We start from the raw sequence: 17512 nt of genomic DNA, 5'->3' as shown, positions 1-17512 counted from the left end.
CCCTATTCCAGCTTCTCGGCGATGCGCATGACCGCGCTGCGCGCGCGAGGGTTGGCGTCGACCTCGCTATCGCTGGCACGCATCGCCTTGCCTACCGGCTTGAGCCGCTTGTGAAGTTGATCCTCGCGTACTGGCATGCCGCGGGGCAAGTGCGTATCGCCCCTCGACTGGTCACGAATGAACCGCTTGACCAGCCGGTCCTCCAGCGAATGAAAACTGATGACGACCAGACGCCCCCCCACCTCCAGCGAATCCAAGGCGACGCCCAGCGCGCGGGTCAGTTGTCCCAGTTCGTCGTTGAGATGAATGCGAATGGCCTGGAACACGCGGGTCGCGGGGTGCTTCCCCTTCTCCCAGGCGGGATGGGCTGCCTTGACGATGTCGGCCAGCTGATGGGTGCCGACGATCGGCGTCTCCTGACGCGCAGTGACGATGGCGCGTGCGATGCGCTTGGCGAAACGCTCTTCTCCGTAGGACTTGAAGACTCGCGCCATCTCCTGGTCACCGGTGCGCGCGATCCATTCGGCGGCACCGATTCCGGAGGTCGGATCCATACGCATGTCCAGCGGGCCGTCGCGTAGAAAGCTGAAACCCCGCGAGGGATCGTCCAGTTGGGGAGAGGAGACACCGACATCGAGCAGGATACCGCTCAACCGCCCCGAGGCACCGCACGCCTCGGCATGGCTATCCAGCTCGGCGAACACGCCGCGACACACCGTCAAACGCGGGTCGTCAATTTCGGCGGCAACAGCCAGCGCGGCGGGATCGCGGTCGATCGCGATCAGCCGCCCCCGAGCATCGAGCCGCGAGAGAATCGCTCGGGAATGCCCTCCGCGCCCGAAAGTGCCATCGAGATAGATACCGGAAGGCGATTGCACGAGCGCGTCCACCGCCCCATCGAGCAACACGCTGGTGTGGCGAAAGTCGGAGCGATTCGCCGCACCGCCTTGGGGTGCCTGTGGAGCGTTGTCGCGGTGCAGCATGCGTATCTCGGTGTTGAACGGCAAAGAATCGGAGAGGGAGTCGGCCGATAAGCCGGGTTCTGTCTAAGACAGTCATTCATCTAGGAAACGCGTCGCCGCGTTTCTCGAGCAACCTACCCGGATCCAGCGCGGGCCGCGCCAAAGGATCCCTATTTGGTCTTGCTCCAGGTGGGGTTTACCGTGCCACGCACTGTTGCCAGGCGCGCGGTGCGCTCTTACCGCACCCTTTCACCCTTACCGGCAGCGAATCGCTGCTTAGGCGGTCTACTCTCTGCTGCACTAGCCGTCGGCTTGCGCCGCCCAGGCGTTACCTGGCACCTTGCCCTATGGAGCCCGGACTTTCCTCCCCCGGACATGCCGGCGGCGACTGTCTGGCCGACTCCCAAGCGCGCAAGAATAACAGCCCCCCGAGACCCTCTCAAGGCAGCATTGACGCGTCAGGCAAAAGCTTTTGCCGACCCCGCCAAACCGTCTCCCAATGCCGACACCGATTCGGCGTCGGCGACAACGAAGCCAGCCTCCGGATCGTCGATACGGGATGGCGGCTCGTCATCCCTCCGACCTGATCGACAACGCCATCTGATACCAGTGCTTGCGCCGTCCGCCCAGCAGCCGGACAGCAATGGCCGCCGCACTCTTGACCGCCACCTCTTCCGCCAGCATCGCGCGAAGCAGCGCCTCGCCCTCGGCATCGTCGGCGGATGCCTCTTTCACCGGCGCCCCCGCTAGCATCACCACGAATTCGCCCCGCGCCTGATCGGGATCGGCATCCATGATCGCCAACAGCTCGTTCGCCGATCCCTCCAGCAGGGTCTCGAAGGTCTTGGTCAGCTCACGTGCCAGCACCACCTGGCGATCCCCGACCACGCTGGCGAGATCATCCAGCAGATCGCGAATCCGGTGGGGAGACTCATAGAACACCCTGGTTTCTTCCCGCGAGGCACCGGCTTCCAGCCGCTTCCGGCGCGCCCCGGACTTGGGGGGCAGAAACCCCTCGAAGGTGAACCTGTCCGTGGGCAGGCCTGCGGCACTCAACGCGGCAACCAGCGCGCAGGGGCCGGGAATCGGCACCACCCGGCAACCCGACCGCCGCAGCTCCCGCACCAGCACGAATCCCGGGTCGGAGATCAGCGGCGTCCCGGCATCGCTCACCAGCGCCAGTTGCTCGCCGTCGAGAAGCCGTCTTCGCAACTGATCCACCCGCGCCGCCTCGTTGTGCTCATGCAGCGAGATCAGCGGGCGCTCGACACCCAGGTGCCGAAGCAGACGCTGAGTGTGACGCGTGTCCTCGGCGGCGATCGCATCGACCTCGGACAGGACACGCCCGGCCCTGGCGCTCAGATCCTCGAGATTCCCAATCGGCGTGGCGACCACGTACAATACGCCTTCCTTTGTCTCGCTCATTCGGTACCATCCGGATTGACGTGCATTCAGAGATCGATGGCCGCCAGCGGCGACGTCGGTGTTCAATTCATCAAGGAAGCCTCCGCAAGGCGGCTGCGGCGGGCCACCATTGGCCGCCGAACCGCGGTGCCTCCAGCGGAACGGGAACGGGTCGGCGCTTCGAATCCGGTCATCGGCGACCGGGACATCCACGATCTCCATCGATCGCGCGCGACCACTCACACGTAAAGGGAACGACACTATGCGTTACGCGCTGCGGCGACTTCTTCTGCCATTGATGGCAACCCTGATGCTGGCAGGCTGTGCGGGCCAGAGCATGATGCAAGGCATCGGCGGCCCGAGCGCCCAGGAGTTACTCGAGCAGGCCAACAGCCAGAGCGGCCGGCAAGCCGCCGCGTCTCGCCTCGAAGCGGCGGATATCCTAGCACGCCAGGGCGATACGGCGCAGGCACTCCAGATCGCCGGCCAGATCGACAGTACGCAACTCGACAACGCACAACGCACCCGCTGGGCCCTGGTACTGTCCGACAGCGCACTGGCCGAAGAGGACGGATGGAGCGCGATCCGGGCGACGGATATCCTCGACACCCAGGCCGACCTCTCCACGGACGATCGTCAGACCTTGCGCTATCGTCGCGGCATTGCGCTGAACATGATTGGCGAGCCCGAGGCGGCGGCTCGCCTGCTGATCGACCTGCAACGGGAGAACGCGCCCTACGAACTGAACGACGATATCTGGAAGCCGCTCTCGAACCTGAGCCCCACCGCACTGGACGCCCTGGCAGCGACGAATGGCGACCCGATCACGCAAGGCTGGGTCGATCTCGCTCGGCTCTACCGCATCAGCGGCGGTGACATCTCCAACCTGTTCGACCGCCTGGATCAGTGGCGCAGCCGTTACCCGGACCACCCGGCCAATCGGCGACTACCGCAGGATCTGGCAGCACTGCACCAGGTCGAAGGCAATGAAATCAACCAGATCGCCGTGTTCCTGCCAAGCAGTGGCCCGCTGGCCAACATCGCGTCTGCCATTCGGCAGGGCCTGGAGGCTCGCGCCAGCGATGCGGAGAATCAGGGAGAGCGGACCCCGCGCCTGACCTTCGTCGACTCCAGCCAGCAGAACATCGACGCTCTCTACGCCCAGGCCACGATGAGCGGCGCCCAGGCCGTCATCGGTCCGCTCGACAAGGACAAGGTCAGTGAACTCGAGACCCGCAGCAGCGTGCCGCTACCCACCCTCGCGCTGAACTACGGTGAACACCCCCGCAACCAGGCGGCCAGCCTGTACCAATATGGCCTGTCCGCAGAGGACGAAGCACGCCAGGTCGCCCACCGGGCCCATCTCGACGGCCGCCGTCGCGCCGGCATCATGGTCCCCGACAACGAGTGGGGGTCGCGCGTATTGGCAGCATTCCGCAAGAACTGGGAAGAAGAAGGCGGAGCGGTTGCCTCGGTGGTCAGCTACGACCCCTCGGGCTCCGTCGCCACCGCGGTTCGCAATCTCTTGAACAGCGACCCCTCGAGCCTGGACATGCTGTTCCTGCTGGCGCTTCCCAGCTACGCTCGCCAGGTCCCGCCGACACTGGATTTCTACTATGCCGGCGACCTTCCGGTGTATGCCACGTCACATCTCTACGAAGGCATCCCGCAACCGCGGGCCGACCACGACCTCGACGGCGTCCAATTCGTCGATATCCCGTGGATGATTCCGGACGCCGCCGTGGGCGGAACCGATGCGCTACCGTTCGTCTCCACCTACCAGCAACTGGCGGGCGAGAACGATCCGGGCCTGCTCAAGCTCAACGCAATGGGCGTCGACGCCTACGAACTGGCGCGCCGCCTGCCGCTGATTCAGGCGCTGCCGAACACGCAGATTTTCGGCGCGACCGGGGCGCTGCAGGCGCGCGACGATGGCCGCATCCAGCGCACTCTGCCGTGGGCGGTGTTCCAGTCCGGCACACCGCAGCCACTGCTGACGGCTCCCGCGTCCGCCCCGACTCGCTCCCCATCGACGTCCAGTGACGGCGAAGCATCGAGCGGCACCCAGGGAGCATCCAACGGCAATCTCAACGGATTCGCGCTGGATGCCGAAGATGGCGACACCCGCTAACCGGCGCCAGCTCGGCCAGCAGGTCGAACAAGCCGCCGCCCGCTGGCTCGAGACGCAGGGGCTGGCGTTGATCGCCAGCAACCAGCATGCCAAGGGCGGCGAAATCGATCTCATCATGCGCGATGGCGAAAACCTCGTGTTCGTAGAGGTCCGCCATCGCCGGCGCTCCGACTACGGCCACCCGGCCGAAACGATCACGCCCGCCAAGCAGCGGCGCATCGTCAAGGCCGCGCGTTTTTATCTTCATGCACACGGGCTATCATGCCCCTGCCGCTTCGACGTCGTCGGCGTGACCGGAAGCCTTCCCGCACTCGAATTCGACTGGATTCGGGCCGCCTTCGACGCATATTGACCGCTCAATAGGCATCTCATGGATTTTCAAGCACGCATACTCGACCTGTTCAACGCCAGTATCGACACCAAGACTTACGCCAGCGAGGTCCTACCCCCCTTCATCGAGGTCGCCAGCCAGATGATGGTCCAGTGCCTGGTCAGCGAGGGCAAGATTCTGGCCTGCGGCAACGGGGGCAGCGCCGGCGACAGCCAGCACTTCTCCTCGGAGCTACTCAACCGCTTCGAACGGGAGCGCCCCAGCCTTCCGGCACTGGCGTTGACCACCGACACCTCGACGCTGACGTCGATTGCCAACGACTACAGCTACAACGATGTCTTCTCGAAGCAGATTCGAGCGCTCGGCCAGCCTGGCGACATCCTGCTGGCCATCTCGACCAGCGGCAATTCCGCCAATGTGGTCCAGGCCATTCAAGCCGCCCACGATCGCGAGATGAGCGTCGTCGCGCTGACCGGAAGGGATGGTGGCGACATGGCATCCCTGCTGGGGCAGGAGGATTGCGAGATTCGCGTTCCGGCCACCTCCACCGCACGCATTCAGGAAGTCCATCTCTTGGTCATTCACTGTTTGTGTGATCTGATCGACCAACAGCTTTTTGGCAGCAACGAGTGAGCCTTATGAAGAAGACACTGATCGTTTCCTCATGCCTGATCGGCCTGCTGACACTGGGCGGATGCGCCACCGGCGGCCAGCAGGAAAACTACGCCGAGCGAACCCCTGGCGCCAAGGTCGAAGACAGCAACATCCAGAGCAAGATCTTCGACTCGCTCAACGCGGCGGACGCACGGTACGGCGATGCCCACATCAACGTCGACAGCTATAATAGCAATGTCCTTCTGACCGGCCAGGTCCCCAGCGACGATCTCAAGCAGCGCGCTACCGAGATCGCTCGCGACGTGCGCAGCGTGAGGCAGGTGCACAACGAACTGACGGTATCCGCCAATACCCCGATCAGTCAGCGCATGACCGACACCTGGATCACCGGACGCATCAAGGCCAACCTGGTCGCCAACGAAGATCTCGATGCCAATCTGATTCGCGTGATCACCGAAAATGGAACGGTCTACATGATGGGCCTGGTCACACAGCAACAGGCTAGCGAAGCCACTGCCGCCGCGTCCGGCGTGGGCGGCGTCCAGCGTATCGTCAAGGTATTCGAATACCTCAACTGACATCCCGGTTCAGACGTAAAAAGCCGCTGCCAAATCATATTCGGCAGCGGCTTTGCAATACTCACCAAGACTTGTTCGACAAAAGCCCCGCTACTTGACGATGCGCAGGGACGGCTTGCCTTTTTCGGGACGACCGGGGGCTTCGTCATCCTTGCCGGCGGCAGGCTCAGGTGACTCGCCAGTATCGCCCTCCGGACGATTCTCGACACTCTCGAGCGTCGGACGCCCCTCCTCTTCCAACGCCGCTTCCTCCTCACTGGAGAAGCTCGGCATGACCGGCTCCTGGCCAAACACCATGCCGACGCCGTTTTCACGCGCATAGATCGCAATCAAGGCATCCATGGGCACCACGACCTGCATCGGTTGACCGCTGAAGCGCGCCCCGAAAGTGACTGCCGCGTTATCGATCGCCAGGTCGCGCACGGCGGCCGGCGCGATATTCAGCACAATCTGACCATTCTGCACGAATTGCTGCGGCACCCTGACATCGGGCTTTCCAGCATCCACCACGATATAAGGGGTTTGCTCGTTGTCCAGCAGCCATTCATAAAGGGCTCTCGCCAGATAGGGACGGCTAGTCAGCATGTCAACTCCTCTCGGGCAGCTTACGGCGTCGCCGTATCAGCTACGCATCTCACGTTCGGTTTCAGACAGCGCCACCTTGAAGGCATCCCGCGCGAAGACACGCTCCATGTAACTCATCAGCGGGGCGATCTGCTTCTCCGGCAGCTCGACACCCAGCGCCGGGAGACGCCAGAGGATCGGCGCGATGCAGCAGTCCACCAGCGTGAACTCTTCGCTCATGAAATATGGCATGTCTTCGAAGATCGGTGAAATCCCGGTCAGGCTTTCACGCAGCTCCTTGCGGGCCTTGTCGGCCTCCTTCTTGGGGCCCTGCTGAATCTGTTCGACCAGCGGGCACCACTCGCGCTCGATGCGATGCATCCACAGACGGCTCTGCGCGCGCGCCACCGGGTAGACCGGCAACAGGGGCGGATGCGGGAAACGCTCGTCGAGGTACTCCATCATGACCTTGGATTCGTACAGCACTAGATCGCGATCGAGCAGCGTGGGCACGCTGTTGTACGGATTCAGATCGGCCAACTCGGCGTTATGCTCATCGGCCGAGACGTCCAGGATATCGACGGCCACGCCCTTTTCCGCCAGCACGATTCTGACGCGATGGCTGAAATGATCATCACTGCCGGAGTAAAAGATCATCGACGATCGCTTGGCCACTACACCCATGAAACTTTCCTCGCATTAATTCAACGACCAATGGTAACACGACGGGCAACCCCGCTGGGCGCCAACCATCGCCATGGAGAGCACGAACACCCTTTGCGCCGCGTACCAACAGCAAAACGCCCGACTGGATAAGTCGGGCGTTTTGCGCAGACGCGGATCCCGCCGGATCAGCGCTTGGAGAACTGCGGACGACGACGCGCTTTGCGCAGACCCACTTTCTTACGCTCGACTTCGCGAGCGTCACGAGTCACGTAGCCCGCCGCACGCAGCGGACGGCGCAGCTCTTCGTTGTACTCCATCAGCGCACGCGTGATGCCGTGACGAATCGCGCCGGCCTGAGCGGAGCCACCGCCACCCTTGACCGTGACGTAGACGTCGAACTGGCCAGTGGTCTCGGTCAGCTCCAGCGGCTGACGCACGACCATCTGCGCGGTGACGCGGCCGAAGAACTCGCCCAGCTCGCGATCGTTGACGGTGATCTTGCCGGTGCCCGGCTTGAGAAACACGCGAGCGGTAGAAGTCTTGCGACGCCCGGTGCCGTAATACTGTTGTGCCATGACGGTTACCCTCAGATGTTCAGTTCTTGCGGCTGCTGCGCGGCGTGCGGATGCTCGGTACCGGCATACACCTTGAGCTTGGCGTGCATGGCACGACCCAGCGGCCCTTTGGGCAGCATGCCCTTGACGGCGCCTTCGATGATGCGTTCCGGCGCGTGGTCGATCAGCTTCTCGAACGACATGGTGCGCAGACCGCCCGGGTAACCGGTATGACGGTAGTAATTCTTGGCTTGCGCCTTGTTGCCGGTGACATGCACCTTCTCGGCGTTGACGACGACGATGTAATCGCCGGTGTCGACATGCGGGGTGTATTCCGGCTTGTGTTTGCCACGCAGGCGGCGAGCGATTTCCGTCGCCAGACGACCGAGCGTCTTGCCCGAGGCATCAACGACATACCAGTCGCGCTGCACGGTGTGCGGCTTGGCACTGAACGTCTTCATGAGTGTTTCACCAAATAAGCGTATTTGGGCGTCGAAGCAAACGCTTCTCGGCCATCCCTATTTTTCTTGGGTTACCGACATGTCCGGGAGCCGATGAACGACTACCGACAGGAAGGTAACGGATCGAAGAGCGCGCATTGTACACGAGCACAATGTACGAGGAAAGACCGGTCTCGCCGTGACATTGGCGCTCACTCGCGGCTCGCTCCGCTCAGGGCTTGTGCGCCAGCGCCAGGTAGTCCCGGGACTGCATCTCCTGAAGACGCGACAGCGTGCGCTCGAACTCGAAGCTCAGGTTGCCCCCGGTGTAGAGCGACTCGACCTCGGTCTCGGCGGAGAGCAGCAACTTGACTGCGCGGTCGTAGAACTCGTCGACCATGCTGATGAACCGGCGGGCCTGATCGTCGGTCCCCGCCCCCATGCGCGGCACGCCGGAGACCAGCACGGTATGGAACTCGCGCGACAGCTCGATGTAGTCGTTCTGGCTGCGAGGCCCATCGCAGAGCTCCTTGAAATCGAACCACACCACACCCTCGTGCAGGCGGCGGGCTTTCAGCTCCCGGTGGTTGATCGTCAGCGTGGCACGCTCTCGCCCTTCGCTGCCGGCGACCGAGCGGAAACTCTTCGCCAGCAGCTGCTCGGCGTCGAGCGGCGCGTGGAATATCTCCACCTGCTCCAGGGCACGGAGACGGTAATCCACCCCGGAATCGACGTTGACCACCTCGCAATGGCGCTTGAGCAGATCGATCGCCGGCAGGAAGCGCGCCCTCTGCAGGCCATCCTTGTAGAGATCGTCCGGCACGATATTGGAGGTCGCCACCAATACGACGCCCTGCGCGAACAAGGCTTCCATCAGGTTGCCGAGGATCATCGCATCGGTGATGTCCTTGACGTAGAACTCGTCGAAGCAGATGACCCGAGCCTCGCCGGCGAACGTGGCCGCGATCTGCGTCAACGGGTTCTTCTCCCCCTTGTGGACCTCGAGTTCGCGGTGCACTCGCTGCATGAAGCGGTTGAAATGCGTACGCATCTTGCGCTCGAAGGGCAGCGACTCATAGAACACATCGACCAGGTAGGTCTTGCCACGGCCGACGCCACCCCAGAAATAGAGCCCCATGACCGAAGGCGTGGGAGGCGCCTCGGGTTCGGCGGCCTTGCGCTTGCCGAACAGCCCCGCCACCTTCGACAGCTTCGACTCCCCGGCGGCCATCGTGGGCTTGGGCGCCGGGGTCCGCTGAAGATCGTCGTACAGGCGCTGCAGATGCTTGACGGCATTCTCCTGCGCGGCGTCGTAGCTGAAGTCATCGCGCTCCAGATCCGCGCGATAACGCGACATTGGCGTCATGGTGCCTTGATGGGACGTCGCGGCATGGGGGGAACTCATGGCGGTATCATGACCTCGGTTCGAAACAGGTGGCGGGATTATACTCTCCGACGAAAGTCTTGACAGTGCCTGGGAGACAAGCAAGGTTTGACCCGAGAGCCGAGCGGGTCGATATAATGGCACCGCACCGACCTTACGCAAGGGTCTTTGAGACAGGTCGTGCCGGGCACGACGACGAGGAGCGCACTGTGAACGAAAGCAATATCGACTGGATCCTGGCAATCGCCTGCTTCCTGGCGGGCATCGGTATCGGCGCCCTTTGTTACCACCTGCTGAACGCCAACGTAGCCCGCAACCAGAAAGTGCGTCAGCGTCTGGCCGAGACGGAGCTGGAACTCAATCAGGTCAAGGATGCGCTGAACGACCACTTCGCCAAGGTGGCCGATCTAGCCTCCAGCATTCAGCGCCAAAGCCACGACCTCGAACAGCACCTGATCCAGGGTGCGGACAAGCTGGTCGACGATCTCAAGCTGAAACGTCGACTGCATGGCAGCCAGGACGAGAACGAAGAGGTCGATCTGCCTCAGGTGCCACGCGACTATGCCGACGGCACCGGCGGCACGCTGGCCGAAGATTATGGCGTCCGCCAACGCCGAACCGCGGAGCAGCAGGAGAGCGCCCCGCAGCCTCCCCGCTACTGAAATGGCCGAAGACCCGTCGAAGCCCACCGGGCGGCGACGGGCGCCAATCCCCTCCCCTCAAGCCGGATTGTCGATGTCCACGAACCGGTGCTCGATACCGAAGCGATCCGCCAACCAACCGCCCAGGGCCTGGATACCGTCGCGCTCGGTGGCGTGGTGGCCCGCCGCCAGATAGGTGATCCCCATCTCTCTCGCCATGTGGGTGGTGCGCTCGGAGATTTCACCGGAGATGAACGCATCGGCACCCGCCTCGGCGGCTATCGGCAACATGTCCTGGGCGCCTCCCGTACACCAGGCAACGCGCCGTACGATGCCGGAATGGCCCTCTATCAGGGTGGGCGCGCGATCCAGCGCCTGCTCGACGCGTCCCGCCAGGGCCCGGCTGTCCAGCTCGGCTTGCGGCGCCCCCATCCACAGCAGCCCCCGCCCCGGCTCACCGTCGAGGCAGCGCTCCATCTCGAATCCCAGACGCCGCCCCAGGCAGGCGTTGTTGCCCAGTGAAAGGTGGGCATCCAGCGGCAGGTGGTAAGCCAGCAGGTTGATGTTGTTCCCCAACAAGGTAGCCAGACGCCGATGCTTCATTCCGGTCACGCTCACCGGCTCGTTTTTCCAGAAGTAGCCGTGATGGACCAGTACGACATCGGCGCCCCAGGCCACGGCTTCGTCGAGTAACGCCTGGCACGCCGTGACACCGGTCAGGATACGCTCGATCCTGTCCCGCCCCTCGACCTGCAACCCATTGATGGTGTAATCCTTGAACGCGCCGATACACAACTCCGTATCGACCGCCTCCCGGAGAATCTGCCGCGAAATCATACTGTCTCCCAGCGCAAAGCCTTGGTGAATGTTACACTCATGATCCATATCGACATCGTGCCAGGCACCGCGCACACCGTCATCGAGCGCATCCTATTTCCATTGATCCTGTCGACGGACTCCGCCCCGATGAACCGCGATCGGCCATTCGCCCCATCGGCGTGAACCCGGCCGCCTCGATCACCGCAGCGCTGCCAGACGTGGCGAAGTCGCTCTGATTTTCAGTCTAAGGACCCAGCACATGCGCCGCCACCTAGCCGCCTACCTGTGGCCCGCCCTCTGCGGCATTCTGATCGCCGTCGTCCTGCTCTACGCCTTCCCGTCGCTGCTGGGTCGAGACGAACCCGCCGGCGCCCCTCCGACCGGGACGGCCGGCGTTACATCCACGACCTCGGAACGCGCTCCGCCCGATGTCGTCGATGCGCCATCACTCAATCGCCACGAAGGGCCCGTCAGCTACTCGCAGGCGGTCAATCGCGCCGCGCCAGCCGTCGTCAACGTCTATTCGTCGCGCGTCGTCGACACCAGTCAGCACCCGCTGATGTCGGATCCATTCTTCCGCCAGTTCTATGGCAAAAACATGCCGCAACGCCAGCGCATGCTGTCGAGCCTGGGCTCGGGAGTGGTCGTCAGCGAAGAGGGCTATATCCTGACCAACAATCACGTCATCAACGATGCGGATGAGATCCAGGTAGCGCTCAGGGATGGCCGCGAAGCCATCGCGCAAGTGATCGGCACCGATCCCGACAGCGATCTGGCGGTCCTCAAGATCGACCTCGACGACCTGCCGGTCATCAAGTTGAGTGATTCGGAGGACATCGCCATCGGTGACGTCACCCTCGCCATTGGCAACCCCTTCGGCGTCGGCCAGACGGTGACCATGGGCATCATCAGCGCGACCGGGCGTGATCATCTCGGACTCAGCCGCTACGAGGACTTCATTCAAACCGACGCCGCGATCAATCCGGGCAACTCCGGAGGGGCGCTGGTCGACGCCAACGGCTCACTGATCGGCATCAATACAGCGATATTCTCCCGCTCCGGCGGCTCCCAGGGCATTGGTTTCGCGATACCTGCCAATCTGGCACGCGGCATTCTGAACGACATCGTGACTCAGGGCCGCGTCATCCGGGGCTGGCTGGGAATCGACGCTCAACAGATGACGCCGGATCTGGCGTCGTCGTTCGGCCTCAAGACCCTCAGTGGTGTCATCGTGGCCAACGTGGTGTCAGGCGGACCCGGCGACGAGGCTGGATTGCGCCCCGGGGATATCCTGCTCGCCATCGACGGCAAGCCGATTCTCGATCCGCGGGAGACCCAGGTGGATATCGCCGAGATCCCTCCCGGCACGCAACTGCCGTTGACCATCGTACGAGGCGGTGAAAAACACAGAGTCACGCTGAAGGTCGGCGAGCGCCCGCCGCCCGCCCAAAGCAGTGACGACGCGACGAGAAGGGCCCAGGCCACCCAGGGCTCGGAGACGCCCGGCACCGATAGCGACGCCAGCGAACGCTAGCCGTCATCCAACGACAATCGCCGCCCGAGGAGGCAGCGATCGTCGTCCGTCCACGTGCCCGACCTTCAGCGCTTGAGGCGGTTCTCAGCCGAGCGGGCGTGGGCCGTCAAGGACTCTCCCCGCGCCAGAACGGATGCCGTCCGTCCCAGCGTGTCAGCCCCCTCCGGAGAACACTGGATCAGCGACGAGCGCTTCTGGAAATCGTAGACGCCCAGCGGGGAGGAGAAACGCGCCGTGCCGGAGGTCGGCAACACATGGTTGGGGCCGGCGCAGTAGTCACCAAGCACCTCCGCCGTATGGCGCCCCATGAAGATGGCACCAGCGTGACGCACGCCTTCCACCATCTCCCGGGGCGACTCCACGGAGAGCTCCAGGTGTTCGGGCGCGATGCGATTGATCAGCTCGACCGCCTGCTCGGGTCCGTCGCAGAGAATCAATGCACCCCGCCTCGCCAGCGACTCGCGGATGATCGCTTCCCGCTCCATGGTCGGTAACAGTCGCTCGATGGAAGCCAGGACGGCCTCGAGGTGCCCGGCATCCCAGGCCACCAGAATGGCCTGGGCATCTTCATCATGCTCGGCCTGGGAAAACAGGTCCATCGCCAGCCAGTCCGGATCGGTACCGGCGTCGGAGACGACCAGTATCTCGGAAGGCCCAGCGATCATGTCGATACCGACCTGGCCGAAGACGGCCCGCTTGGCGGTCGCCACGTAGATATTGCCGGGCCCGACGATCTTGTCGACCCTGGGCACGCTCTGGGTGCCGTAGGCCAGCGCCGCCACGGCTTGCGCCCCGCCCAGCGTGAAGACGCGGTCGACGCCGGCGAGATGGGCGGCCGCCAGTACCAGCTCGTTGACCACGCCGTCCGGCGTCGGCACGACCATGACGATCTCGCGCACACCCGCCACATGGGCAGGCAGAGCGTTCATCAGCACCGAGGAGGGATAAGCCGCCTTGCCTCCCGGCACATAGATGCCGACGCGATCGAGCGCCGACACTTTCTGGCCCAACATGGTGCCGTCCGGCTCGTGGTACTGCCAGGACTCCGGCTTCTGGCGCTCATGATAGATCCGGATGCGCTCCGCCGCCTGCTGCAGTGCCTCGCGCTGGGCCGCGGGGATCGACGCGAACGCCGCCTCCAGCCGCTCGGCCCCGATCATCAGTTCGGACATGGCCGTTGCGGAAAGCCGGTCGAAGCGATTGGTATACTCGATCAACGCCGCGTCGCCGCGCCGACGAACGGCTTCGATGATCTCCGCGACGCGGGCGGAGATTTCATGATCGGAGACCCCTTCCCAGGCCAGCAGAGCGTCGAGACGCGCATCGAAATCAGCGTCCCGCGTGGTGAAACGGGCAATGGTAGTCGTTTGGCTCATCATTGGTTCTCTCTACGTGCGACCGTCCCGCCGCCGACAGATATCAGACGGGCAACCCGAATTCGCTCACGGACCTGCGACTCAAGCAACGGTCCGCACGCTCACCGCGTGGCGCAAACGTTCGATCAGCGGCTTGAGTCGCTCATGCTTCATCGTCATCGACGCCTTATTGACTACCAGCCTGGTGCTAATGTTCTCGATCAGCTCGCGAGGCTCCATGCCATTGGCGCGCAGGGTATTGCCGGTATCGACGATATCGACGATCTCGTCGGCCAGGTTCATCAGCGGCGCCAACTCCATCGCCCCGTACAGCTTGATCACCTCGGCCTGGATACCCTGCTCCGCATAGTAACGACGTGCCACATTGACGAACTTCGTCGCCACACGGCGCTTGGCCCGCGCGGGCTGGGCGTCGACGATACCCGCCGTCATCAGCCGGCAGCGCGAGATCCCCAGGTCAAGTGGCTCGTAGAGACCCTCGGCGCCGTGCTCGAGCAACACGTCCTTCCCCGCAACGCCAAGGTCAGCTGCCCCCAGCTGTACGTAGGTCGGCACATCCACCGCCCGGATGACCACCAGCTTGACGTCGGGCAGGTTGGTATCGAACAGCAGCTTGCGACTCTTGCCGAAATCATCCGCCGGGGTGATGCCCGCATCCGCCAGCAGTGGCAAGGTCTCTTCGAGGATACGGCCCTTGGATAGCGCCAGGATCAGTTGATTGCTCATGGTATCTCTACACCCGACTAACCCGGCACGCGGCGAATGCGCGCGCCCAGCAGTTGCAATTTCTCTTCGATGCACTCGTAACCGCGATCGATATGGTAGATCCGATCCACCATCGTCTCGCCCTGGGCCACCATCGCCGCCACCACCAGGCTCGCCGACGCACGCAGATCGGTCGCCATCACCGGCGCACCGGACAGCTTCTCGACGCCAGTCACCACCGCGGTGTTGCCCTCGAGCGCGATGTGCGCACCCATCCGGTTGAGCTCCTGCACATGCATGAAGCGATTTTCGAAGATGGTCTCGACGACCGTGCCGGTGCCCTCGGCCACCGCATTCAGCGCCACGAACTGGGCCTGCATGTCCGTCGGAAAGGCCGGATACGGCGCCGTACGCAGATTCACGGCCTTGGGCCGGCGTCCGCCCATGTCGAGCTCGATCCAGTCTTCTCCGGCGGCAATGGTGGCTCCGGCCTCCTCGAGCTTGGCCAGCACCGCCTCCATGATGTCGGCCCGCGTCTTGCGTACCCGCACGCGCCCGCCAGTGGCGGCGGCGGCAACCAGAAAGGTCCCGGTTTCGATCCGGTCCGGCATCACGTCGTAGTGACACCCATGCAGACGCTCGACGCCCTCGACAGTGATGGTGTCGGTCCCCTGGCCCCGAATATCGGCGCCCATGGCGATCAGACACTCGGCCAGATCGACGACTTCCGGCTCGCGGGCGGCATTTTCCAGCACCGTGGTCCCATCGGCCAGCGTGGCGGCCATAAGCAAATTCTCGGTGCCAGTCACGGTGACGGTATCGAAGAAGATCGTGGCGCCCTTGAGGCGGCCATCGACACGGGCACGGATGTAGCCTCCCTCGACGGTGATCTCTGCTCCCATCGCCTCGAGCCCGCGAATGTGGAGATCGACCGGGCGCGAGCCGATTGCACAGCCGCCTGGCAGCGACACGTCGGCCTTGCCGAAGTGCGCCAGCAATGGCCCGAGAACCAGAATCGAGGCACGCATTTTCTTGACCAGCTCGTACGGGGCATGACAGTCGCGCACCTGCGAGCCATCGATCTGGATGCTCATTTTCTCGCCCATGACCGGCTCGATGCCCATGCGCCCGAGCAGCTCGAGTGTCGTGGTGATGTCCTGAAGATGCGGCAGGTTACCGATGGTGACGGGCTCGTCGGCGAGCAACGTCGCCGCCAGTATCGGCAGCGCCGAGTTCTTGGCACCGCTGGCCCAGACTTCGCCGTCCAGCGGCCCATTACCGGTAATGATCAGCTTGTCCATGGAGGTTCGCTATAGAATCGAGAGAGATGACCGACCCGAGAGGCCGGGCAGGGACTCAGACACCGAGGTTTTCCGGCGCCGATTCCCACTGCGCGGGAGTGAACGTCTTGATACTAATGGCATGCAGTGCGCCGGAGGCAATCTCGTCCGACAGTGCCCCATAGATCAGTTGCTGGCGCTTGACCGGGCTCATGCCATCAAAGACGTCACCCACGGCGATTACTTGAAAGTTGCAGCCTTCGCCCTGGATATGGAATTCACAGCCGTCGATCTGGCTCTCGAGACGGCTTTTGACATCGCTGGGTTGCATGGCAATCGGGCTCCCTTGTGACTACTGCGCAGAATGCGCAGGGAAAGCGCCACATGGTAGCGGAAAGCGCCCCGTCTTGGCGATCTCGCCAGCATGTAAAAAAGCCGTAAGCCAGCGAACGACACCGGGACGCTCGGAAGGAGAAGGTGCTAGCGGCGGTCCCGCGCCGGCTCGGCACAAGTGGTCTCGACGGCCGGCAGCAATGGTGCCAACTCCGTGATATCCATCAGGCGCTGCAATGCAGGCGACAGCGAGACGCGATTCAACCGCAGCGAATGACGCTGCACGCTGCGCACCCAGACCAGCAGCACGCTGAGCACCGCACTACTCGCGATCTGCACGCCTGTCAGGTCGAAGGAGACCTCGGTCTGGGCCGGCTGTTCCGCCAACCAGTGCCGGCCCGCCTGGGCCAGTGGGCCGGCACTGTCGAAGTCCGCCTCGCCGCAAATCGTCAGCACGCTATCGTCAACGATCTCCAGCGTGGCGTCCTCGCGTTCGAGCAGCAGACTCACGCGTCCCCACCCTTCTCGAGTTCATCGGTCCCGACTTCCGGCGCCCAGTTGTCGATCACGGCATCAATGTCGCGGTTGTTGTCGCGCATCGCCTGATCGAACTGATTGCGGAACGTCAGGCCGAGATTGATGCCATTGACGATGACATTGATCACTTTCCATTGACCATCGCTCTGACGCAGCGTGAAGTTGACCGGGTAGGTCTGGCCGCTGGTCGAGATCACTTCCATGGGCACCGAGGCCTGATCGTCATAGCGGCCTGCGTCCTCGCTATCCTTCACGCGCAATGTCTTGTAGTCGAACGTCACCAGCCCCTTGGCATAGGTATCGATCAACGTCTTGCGAAACACGCTGACGAACCGCGAGCGCTGTTCCGGGCTGGCGCCGCGGAAGTAGCGCCCCATGACACTGGCGCCGATGTAACGGAAATCGGCCACATCCGCCATGTTGGTATCGACGAGTTTCGCCAACTCATCTTCGTGCTGCGCGTAGTAATCCTTCTTGCCTTCCAGCTCGGACATCAGGGAGTCGACGCTCTGCTGGATCACCTGGGTCGGCGACTGCTGGGCCTGTGCCGTCGTGGTCATGCTCGCCAGACACACCGAGACAAGCGCAAGCACTACCATCCAGACACCGCGTATCCAGGCATCACCCCTTGAAATGCTCGGGGCGTTACGTGCGAAAG

Annotated in this window: 20 protein-coding genes and 1 other RNA gene; 6 read left to right on the top strand and 15 right to left on the bottom strand. The window is 63.4% G+C overall.

Annotated features, from left to right (window positions below; translation table 11 throughout):
- Positions 1-2: 2 nt before the first annotated feature.
- From rsmH to rsmI, 3 genes are all read right to left on the bottom strand, one after another.
- Complete coding sequence (gene rsmH / locus F0A16_RS03655) at positions 3-983, bottom strand: 16S rRNA (cytosine(1402)-N(4))-methyltransferase RsmH (protein ID WP_149433995.1); 981 nt, start codon at positions 981-983, stop codon at positions 3-5.
- Positions 984-1015: 32 nt separating this feature from the next.
- Positions 1016-1366, bottom strand: an RNA gene (gene rnpB, locus F0A16_RS03650) — RNase P RNA component class A.
- A 166-nt stretch (positions 1367-1532) separates the two neighbouring features.
- Positions 1533-2387 (bottom strand): 16S rRNA (cytidine(1402)-2'-O)-methyltransferase, encoded by an 855-nt coding sequence (gene rsmI, locus F0A16_RS03645; RefSeq protein WP_149433994.1) that lies wholly within the window; start codon positions 2385-2387, stop codon positions 1533-1535.
- Positions 2388-2628: 241 nt separating this feature from the next.
- On the opposite strand from rsmI, the gene F0A16_RS03640 reads away from it, so the two are divergent.
- From F0A16_RS03640 to F0A16_RS03625, 4 genes are read left to right on the top strand one after another with little or no spacing between them, the layout of a single operon-like run.
- Positions 2629-4497, top strand: coding sequence for a penicillin-binding protein activator (locus F0A16_RS03640; protein ID WP_149433993.1), 1869 nt, complete (start codon positions 2629-2631; stop codon positions 4495-4497).
- Positions 4481-4849: a YraN family protein gene (locus F0A16_RS03635; protein WP_149434112.1), complete on the top strand. Its 369-nt coding sequence runs from the start codon at positions 4481-4483 to the stop codon at positions 4847-4849. The genes F0A16_RS03640 and F0A16_RS03635 overlap by 17 nt, the downstream gene beginning before the upstream one ends.
- Positions 4850-4867: 18 nt before the next feature.
- Positions 4868-5461 (top strand): phosphoheptose isomerase, encoded by a 594-nt coding sequence (locus tag F0A16_RS03630; protein WP_110602357.1) that lies wholly within the window; start codon positions 4868-4870, stop codon positions 5459-5461.
- Positions 5462-5466: 5 nt separating this feature from the next.
- Positions 5467-6021, top strand: coding sequence for a BON domain-containing protein (locus F0A16_RS03625; protein WP_149433992.1), 555 nt, complete (start codon positions 5467-5469; stop codon positions 6019-6021).
- Between the two features lie 90 nt (positions 6022-6111).
- Here the strand turns inward: F0A16_RS03625 and F0A16_RS03620 are convergent, their stop codons facing one another.
- The 5 genes from F0A16_RS03620 to zapE form a co-directional block, all read right to left on the bottom strand.
- Positions 6112-6606, bottom strand: coding sequence for a ClpXP protease specificity-enhancing factor (locus tag F0A16_RS03620; protein WP_149433991.1), 495 nt, complete (start codon positions 6604-6606; stop codon positions 6112-6114).
- Between the two features lie 36 nt (positions 6607-6642).
- Positions 6643-7269, bottom strand: a complete 627-nt coding sequence (locus tag F0A16_RS03615; protein WP_149433990.1) for a glutathione S-transferase N-terminal domain-containing protein — start codon at positions 7267-7269, stop codon at positions 6643-6645.
- Between the two features lie 167 nt (positions 7270-7436).
- Positions 7437-7826 (bottom strand): 30S ribosomal protein S9, encoded by a 390-nt coding sequence (gene rpsI, locus F0A16_RS03610; protein ID WP_087717922.1) that lies wholly within the window; start codon positions 7824-7826, stop codon positions 7437-7439.
- An 11-nt stretch (positions 7827-7837) separates the two neighbouring features.
- The gene (rplM, locus tag F0A16_RS03605; protein WP_110602351.1) at positions 7838-8266 is read right to left on the bottom strand and encodes a 50S ribosomal protein L13; all 429 of its coding nucleotides are present in this window, start codon (positions 8264-8266) and stop codon (positions 7838-7840) included.
- A gap of 211 nt (positions 8267-8477) precedes the next feature.
- Positions 8478-9650: a cell division protein ZapE gene (gene zapE, locus F0A16_RS03600; protein ID WP_239023690.1), complete on the bottom strand. Its 1173-nt coding sequence runs from the start codon at positions 9648-9650 to the stop codon at positions 8478-8480.
- 188 nt (positions 9651-9838) lie between these two features.
- On the opposite strand from zapE, the gene F0A16_RS03595 reads away from it, so the two are divergent.
- Positions 9839-10291 carry a Z-ring associated ZapG family protein gene (locus tag F0A16_RS03595; protein ID WP_149433989.1) on the top strand — a complete coding sequence of 151 codons (453 nt, stop codon included), beginning with the start codon at positions 9839-9841 and terminating at the stop codon, positions 10289-10291.
- A gap of 57 nt (positions 10292-10348) precedes the next feature.
- Here the strand turns inward: F0A16_RS03595 and F0A16_RS03590 are convergent, their stop codons facing one another.
- Positions 10349-11107 carry a Nif3-like dinuclear metal center hexameric protein gene (locus tag F0A16_RS03590; protein ID WP_149433988.1) on the bottom strand — a complete coding sequence of 253 codons (759 nt, stop codon included), beginning with the start codon at positions 11105-11107 and terminating at the stop codon, positions 10349-10351.
- Between the two features lie 241 nt (positions 11108-11348).
- Between F0A16_RS03590 and F0A16_RS03585 the strand changes: the two genes are divergently transcribed.
- Entirely contained in the window at positions 11349-12623 is a 1275-nt protein-coding gene (locus tag F0A16_RS03585; RefSeq protein WP_149433987.1) for a Do family serine endopeptidase, read from the top strand.
- Positions 12624-12688: 65 nt separating this feature from the next.
- Here F0A16_RS03585 and hisD read toward each other — a convergent pair whose 3' ends face one another.
- From hisD to F0A16_RS03555, 6 genes are all read right to left on the bottom strand, one after another.
- Entirely contained in the window at positions 12689-13999 is a 1311-nt protein-coding gene (gene hisD, locus F0A16_RS03580; RefSeq protein ID WP_149433986.1) for a histidinol dehydrogenase, read from the bottom strand.
- 81 nt (positions 14000-14080) lie between these two features.
- A complete protein-coding gene (hisG, locus tag F0A16_RS03575; RefSeq protein ID WP_149433985.1) occupies positions 14081-14725 on the bottom strand; it encodes an ATP phosphoribosyltransferase in 645 nt (214 codons plus the stop codon).
- Between the two features lie 17 nt (positions 14726-14742).
- Positions 14743-16005, bottom strand: coding sequence for a UDP-N-acetylglucosamine 1-carboxyvinyltransferase (murA, locus tag F0A16_RS03570; protein ID WP_149433984.1), 1263 nt, complete (start codon positions 16003-16005; stop codon positions 14743-14745).
- Positions 16006-16060: 55 nt separating this feature from the next.
- Positions 16061-16315: a BolA family protein gene (locus F0A16_RS03565; RefSeq protein ID WP_149433983.1), complete on the bottom strand. Its 255-nt coding sequence runs from the start codon at positions 16313-16315 to the stop codon at positions 16061-16063.
- Positions 16316-16464: 149 nt separating this feature from the next.
- The gene (locus F0A16_RS03560) at positions 16465-16827 is read right to left on the bottom strand and encodes an STAS domain-containing protein (RefSeq protein WP_149433982.1); all 363 of its coding nucleotides are present in this window, start codon (positions 16825-16827) and stop codon (positions 16465-16467) included.
- Positions 16824-17453, bottom strand: coding sequence for an MlaC/ttg2D family ABC transporter substrate-binding protein (locus F0A16_RS03555; protein WP_149434110.1), 630 nt, complete (start codon positions 17451-17453; stop codon positions 16824-16826). The genes F0A16_RS03560 and F0A16_RS03555 overlap by 4 nt, the downstream gene beginning before the upstream one ends.
- Positions 17454-17512: the final 59 nt, after the last annotated feature.

It is taken from the genome of Salinicola corii (assembly GCF_008298015.1).
Taxonomy (GTDB): domain Bacteria; phylum Pseudomonadota; class Gammaproteobacteria; order Pseudomonadales; family Halomonadaceae; genus Salinicola; species Salinicola corii.
This window is presented reverse-complemented; position numbering and strand designations above follow the sequence as displayed.

Coding starts and splice junctions, on each gene's coding strand:
- rsmH (WP_149433995.1), bottom strand. CDS start 983: ATGCTGCACCGCGACAACGCTCCACAGGCACCCCAAGGCGGTGCGGCG.
- rsmI (WP_149433994.1), bottom strand. CDS start 2,387: ATGAGCGAGACAAAGGAAGGCGTATTGTACGTGGTCGCCACGCCGATT.
- F0A16_RS03640 (WP_149433993.1), top strand. CDS start 2,629: ATGCGTTACGCGCTGCGGCGACTTCTTCTGCCATTGATGGCAACCCTG.
- F0A16_RS03635 (WP_149434112.1), top strand. CDS start 4,481: ATGGCGACACCCGCTAACCGGCGCCAGCTCGGCCAGCAGGTCGAACAA.
- F0A16_RS03630 (WP_110602357.1), top strand. CDS start 4,868: ATGGATTTTCAAGCACGCATACTCGACCTGTTCAACGCCAGTATCGAC.
- F0A16_RS03625 (WP_149433992.1), top strand. CDS start 5,467: ATGAAGAAGACACTGATCGTTTCCTCATGCCTGATCGGCCTGCTGACA.
- F0A16_RS03620 (WP_149433991.1), bottom strand. CDS start 6,606: ATGCTGACTAGCCGTCCCTATCTGGCGAGAGCCCTTTATGAATGGCTG.
- F0A16_RS03615 (WP_149433990.1), bottom strand. CDS start 7,269: ATGGGTGTAGTGGCCAAGCGATCGTCGATGATCTTTTACTCCGGCAGT.
- rpsI (WP_087717922.1), bottom strand. CDS start 7,826: ATGGCACAACAGTATTACGGCACCGGGCGTCGCAAGACTTCTACCGCT.
- rplM (WP_110602351.1), bottom strand. CDS start 8,266: ATGAAGACGTTCAGTGCCAAGCCGCACACCGTGCAGCGCGACTGGTAT.
- zapE (WP_239023690.1), bottom strand. CDS start 9,650: ATGAGTTCCCCCCATGCCGCGACGTCCCATCAAGGCACCATGACGCCA.
- F0A16_RS03590 (WP_149433988.1), bottom strand. CDS start 11,107: ATGATTTCGCGGCAGATTCTCCGGGAGGCGGTCGATACGGAGTTGTGT.
- F0A16_RS03585 (WP_149433987.1), top strand. CDS start 11,349: ATGCGCCGCCACCTAGCCGCCTACCTGTGGCCCGCCCTCTGCGGCATT.
- hisD (WP_149433986.1), bottom strand. CDS start 13,999: ATGAGCCAAACGACTACCATTGCCCGTTTCACCACGCGGGACGCTGAT.
- hisG (WP_149433985.1), bottom strand. CDS start 14,725: ATGAGCAATCAACTGATCCTGGCGCTATCCAAGGGCCGTATCCTCGAA.
- murA (WP_149433984.1), bottom strand. CDS start 16,005: ATGGACAAGCTGATCATTACCGGTAATGGGCCGCTGGACGGCGAAGTC.
- F0A16_RS03565 (WP_149433983.1), bottom strand. CDS start 16,315: ATGCAACCCAGCGATGTCAAAAGCCGTCTCGAGAGCCAGATCGACGGC.
- F0A16_RS03555 (WP_149434110.1), bottom strand. CDS start 17,453: ATGGTAGTGCTTGCGCTTGTCTCGGTGTGTCTGGCGAGCATGACCACG.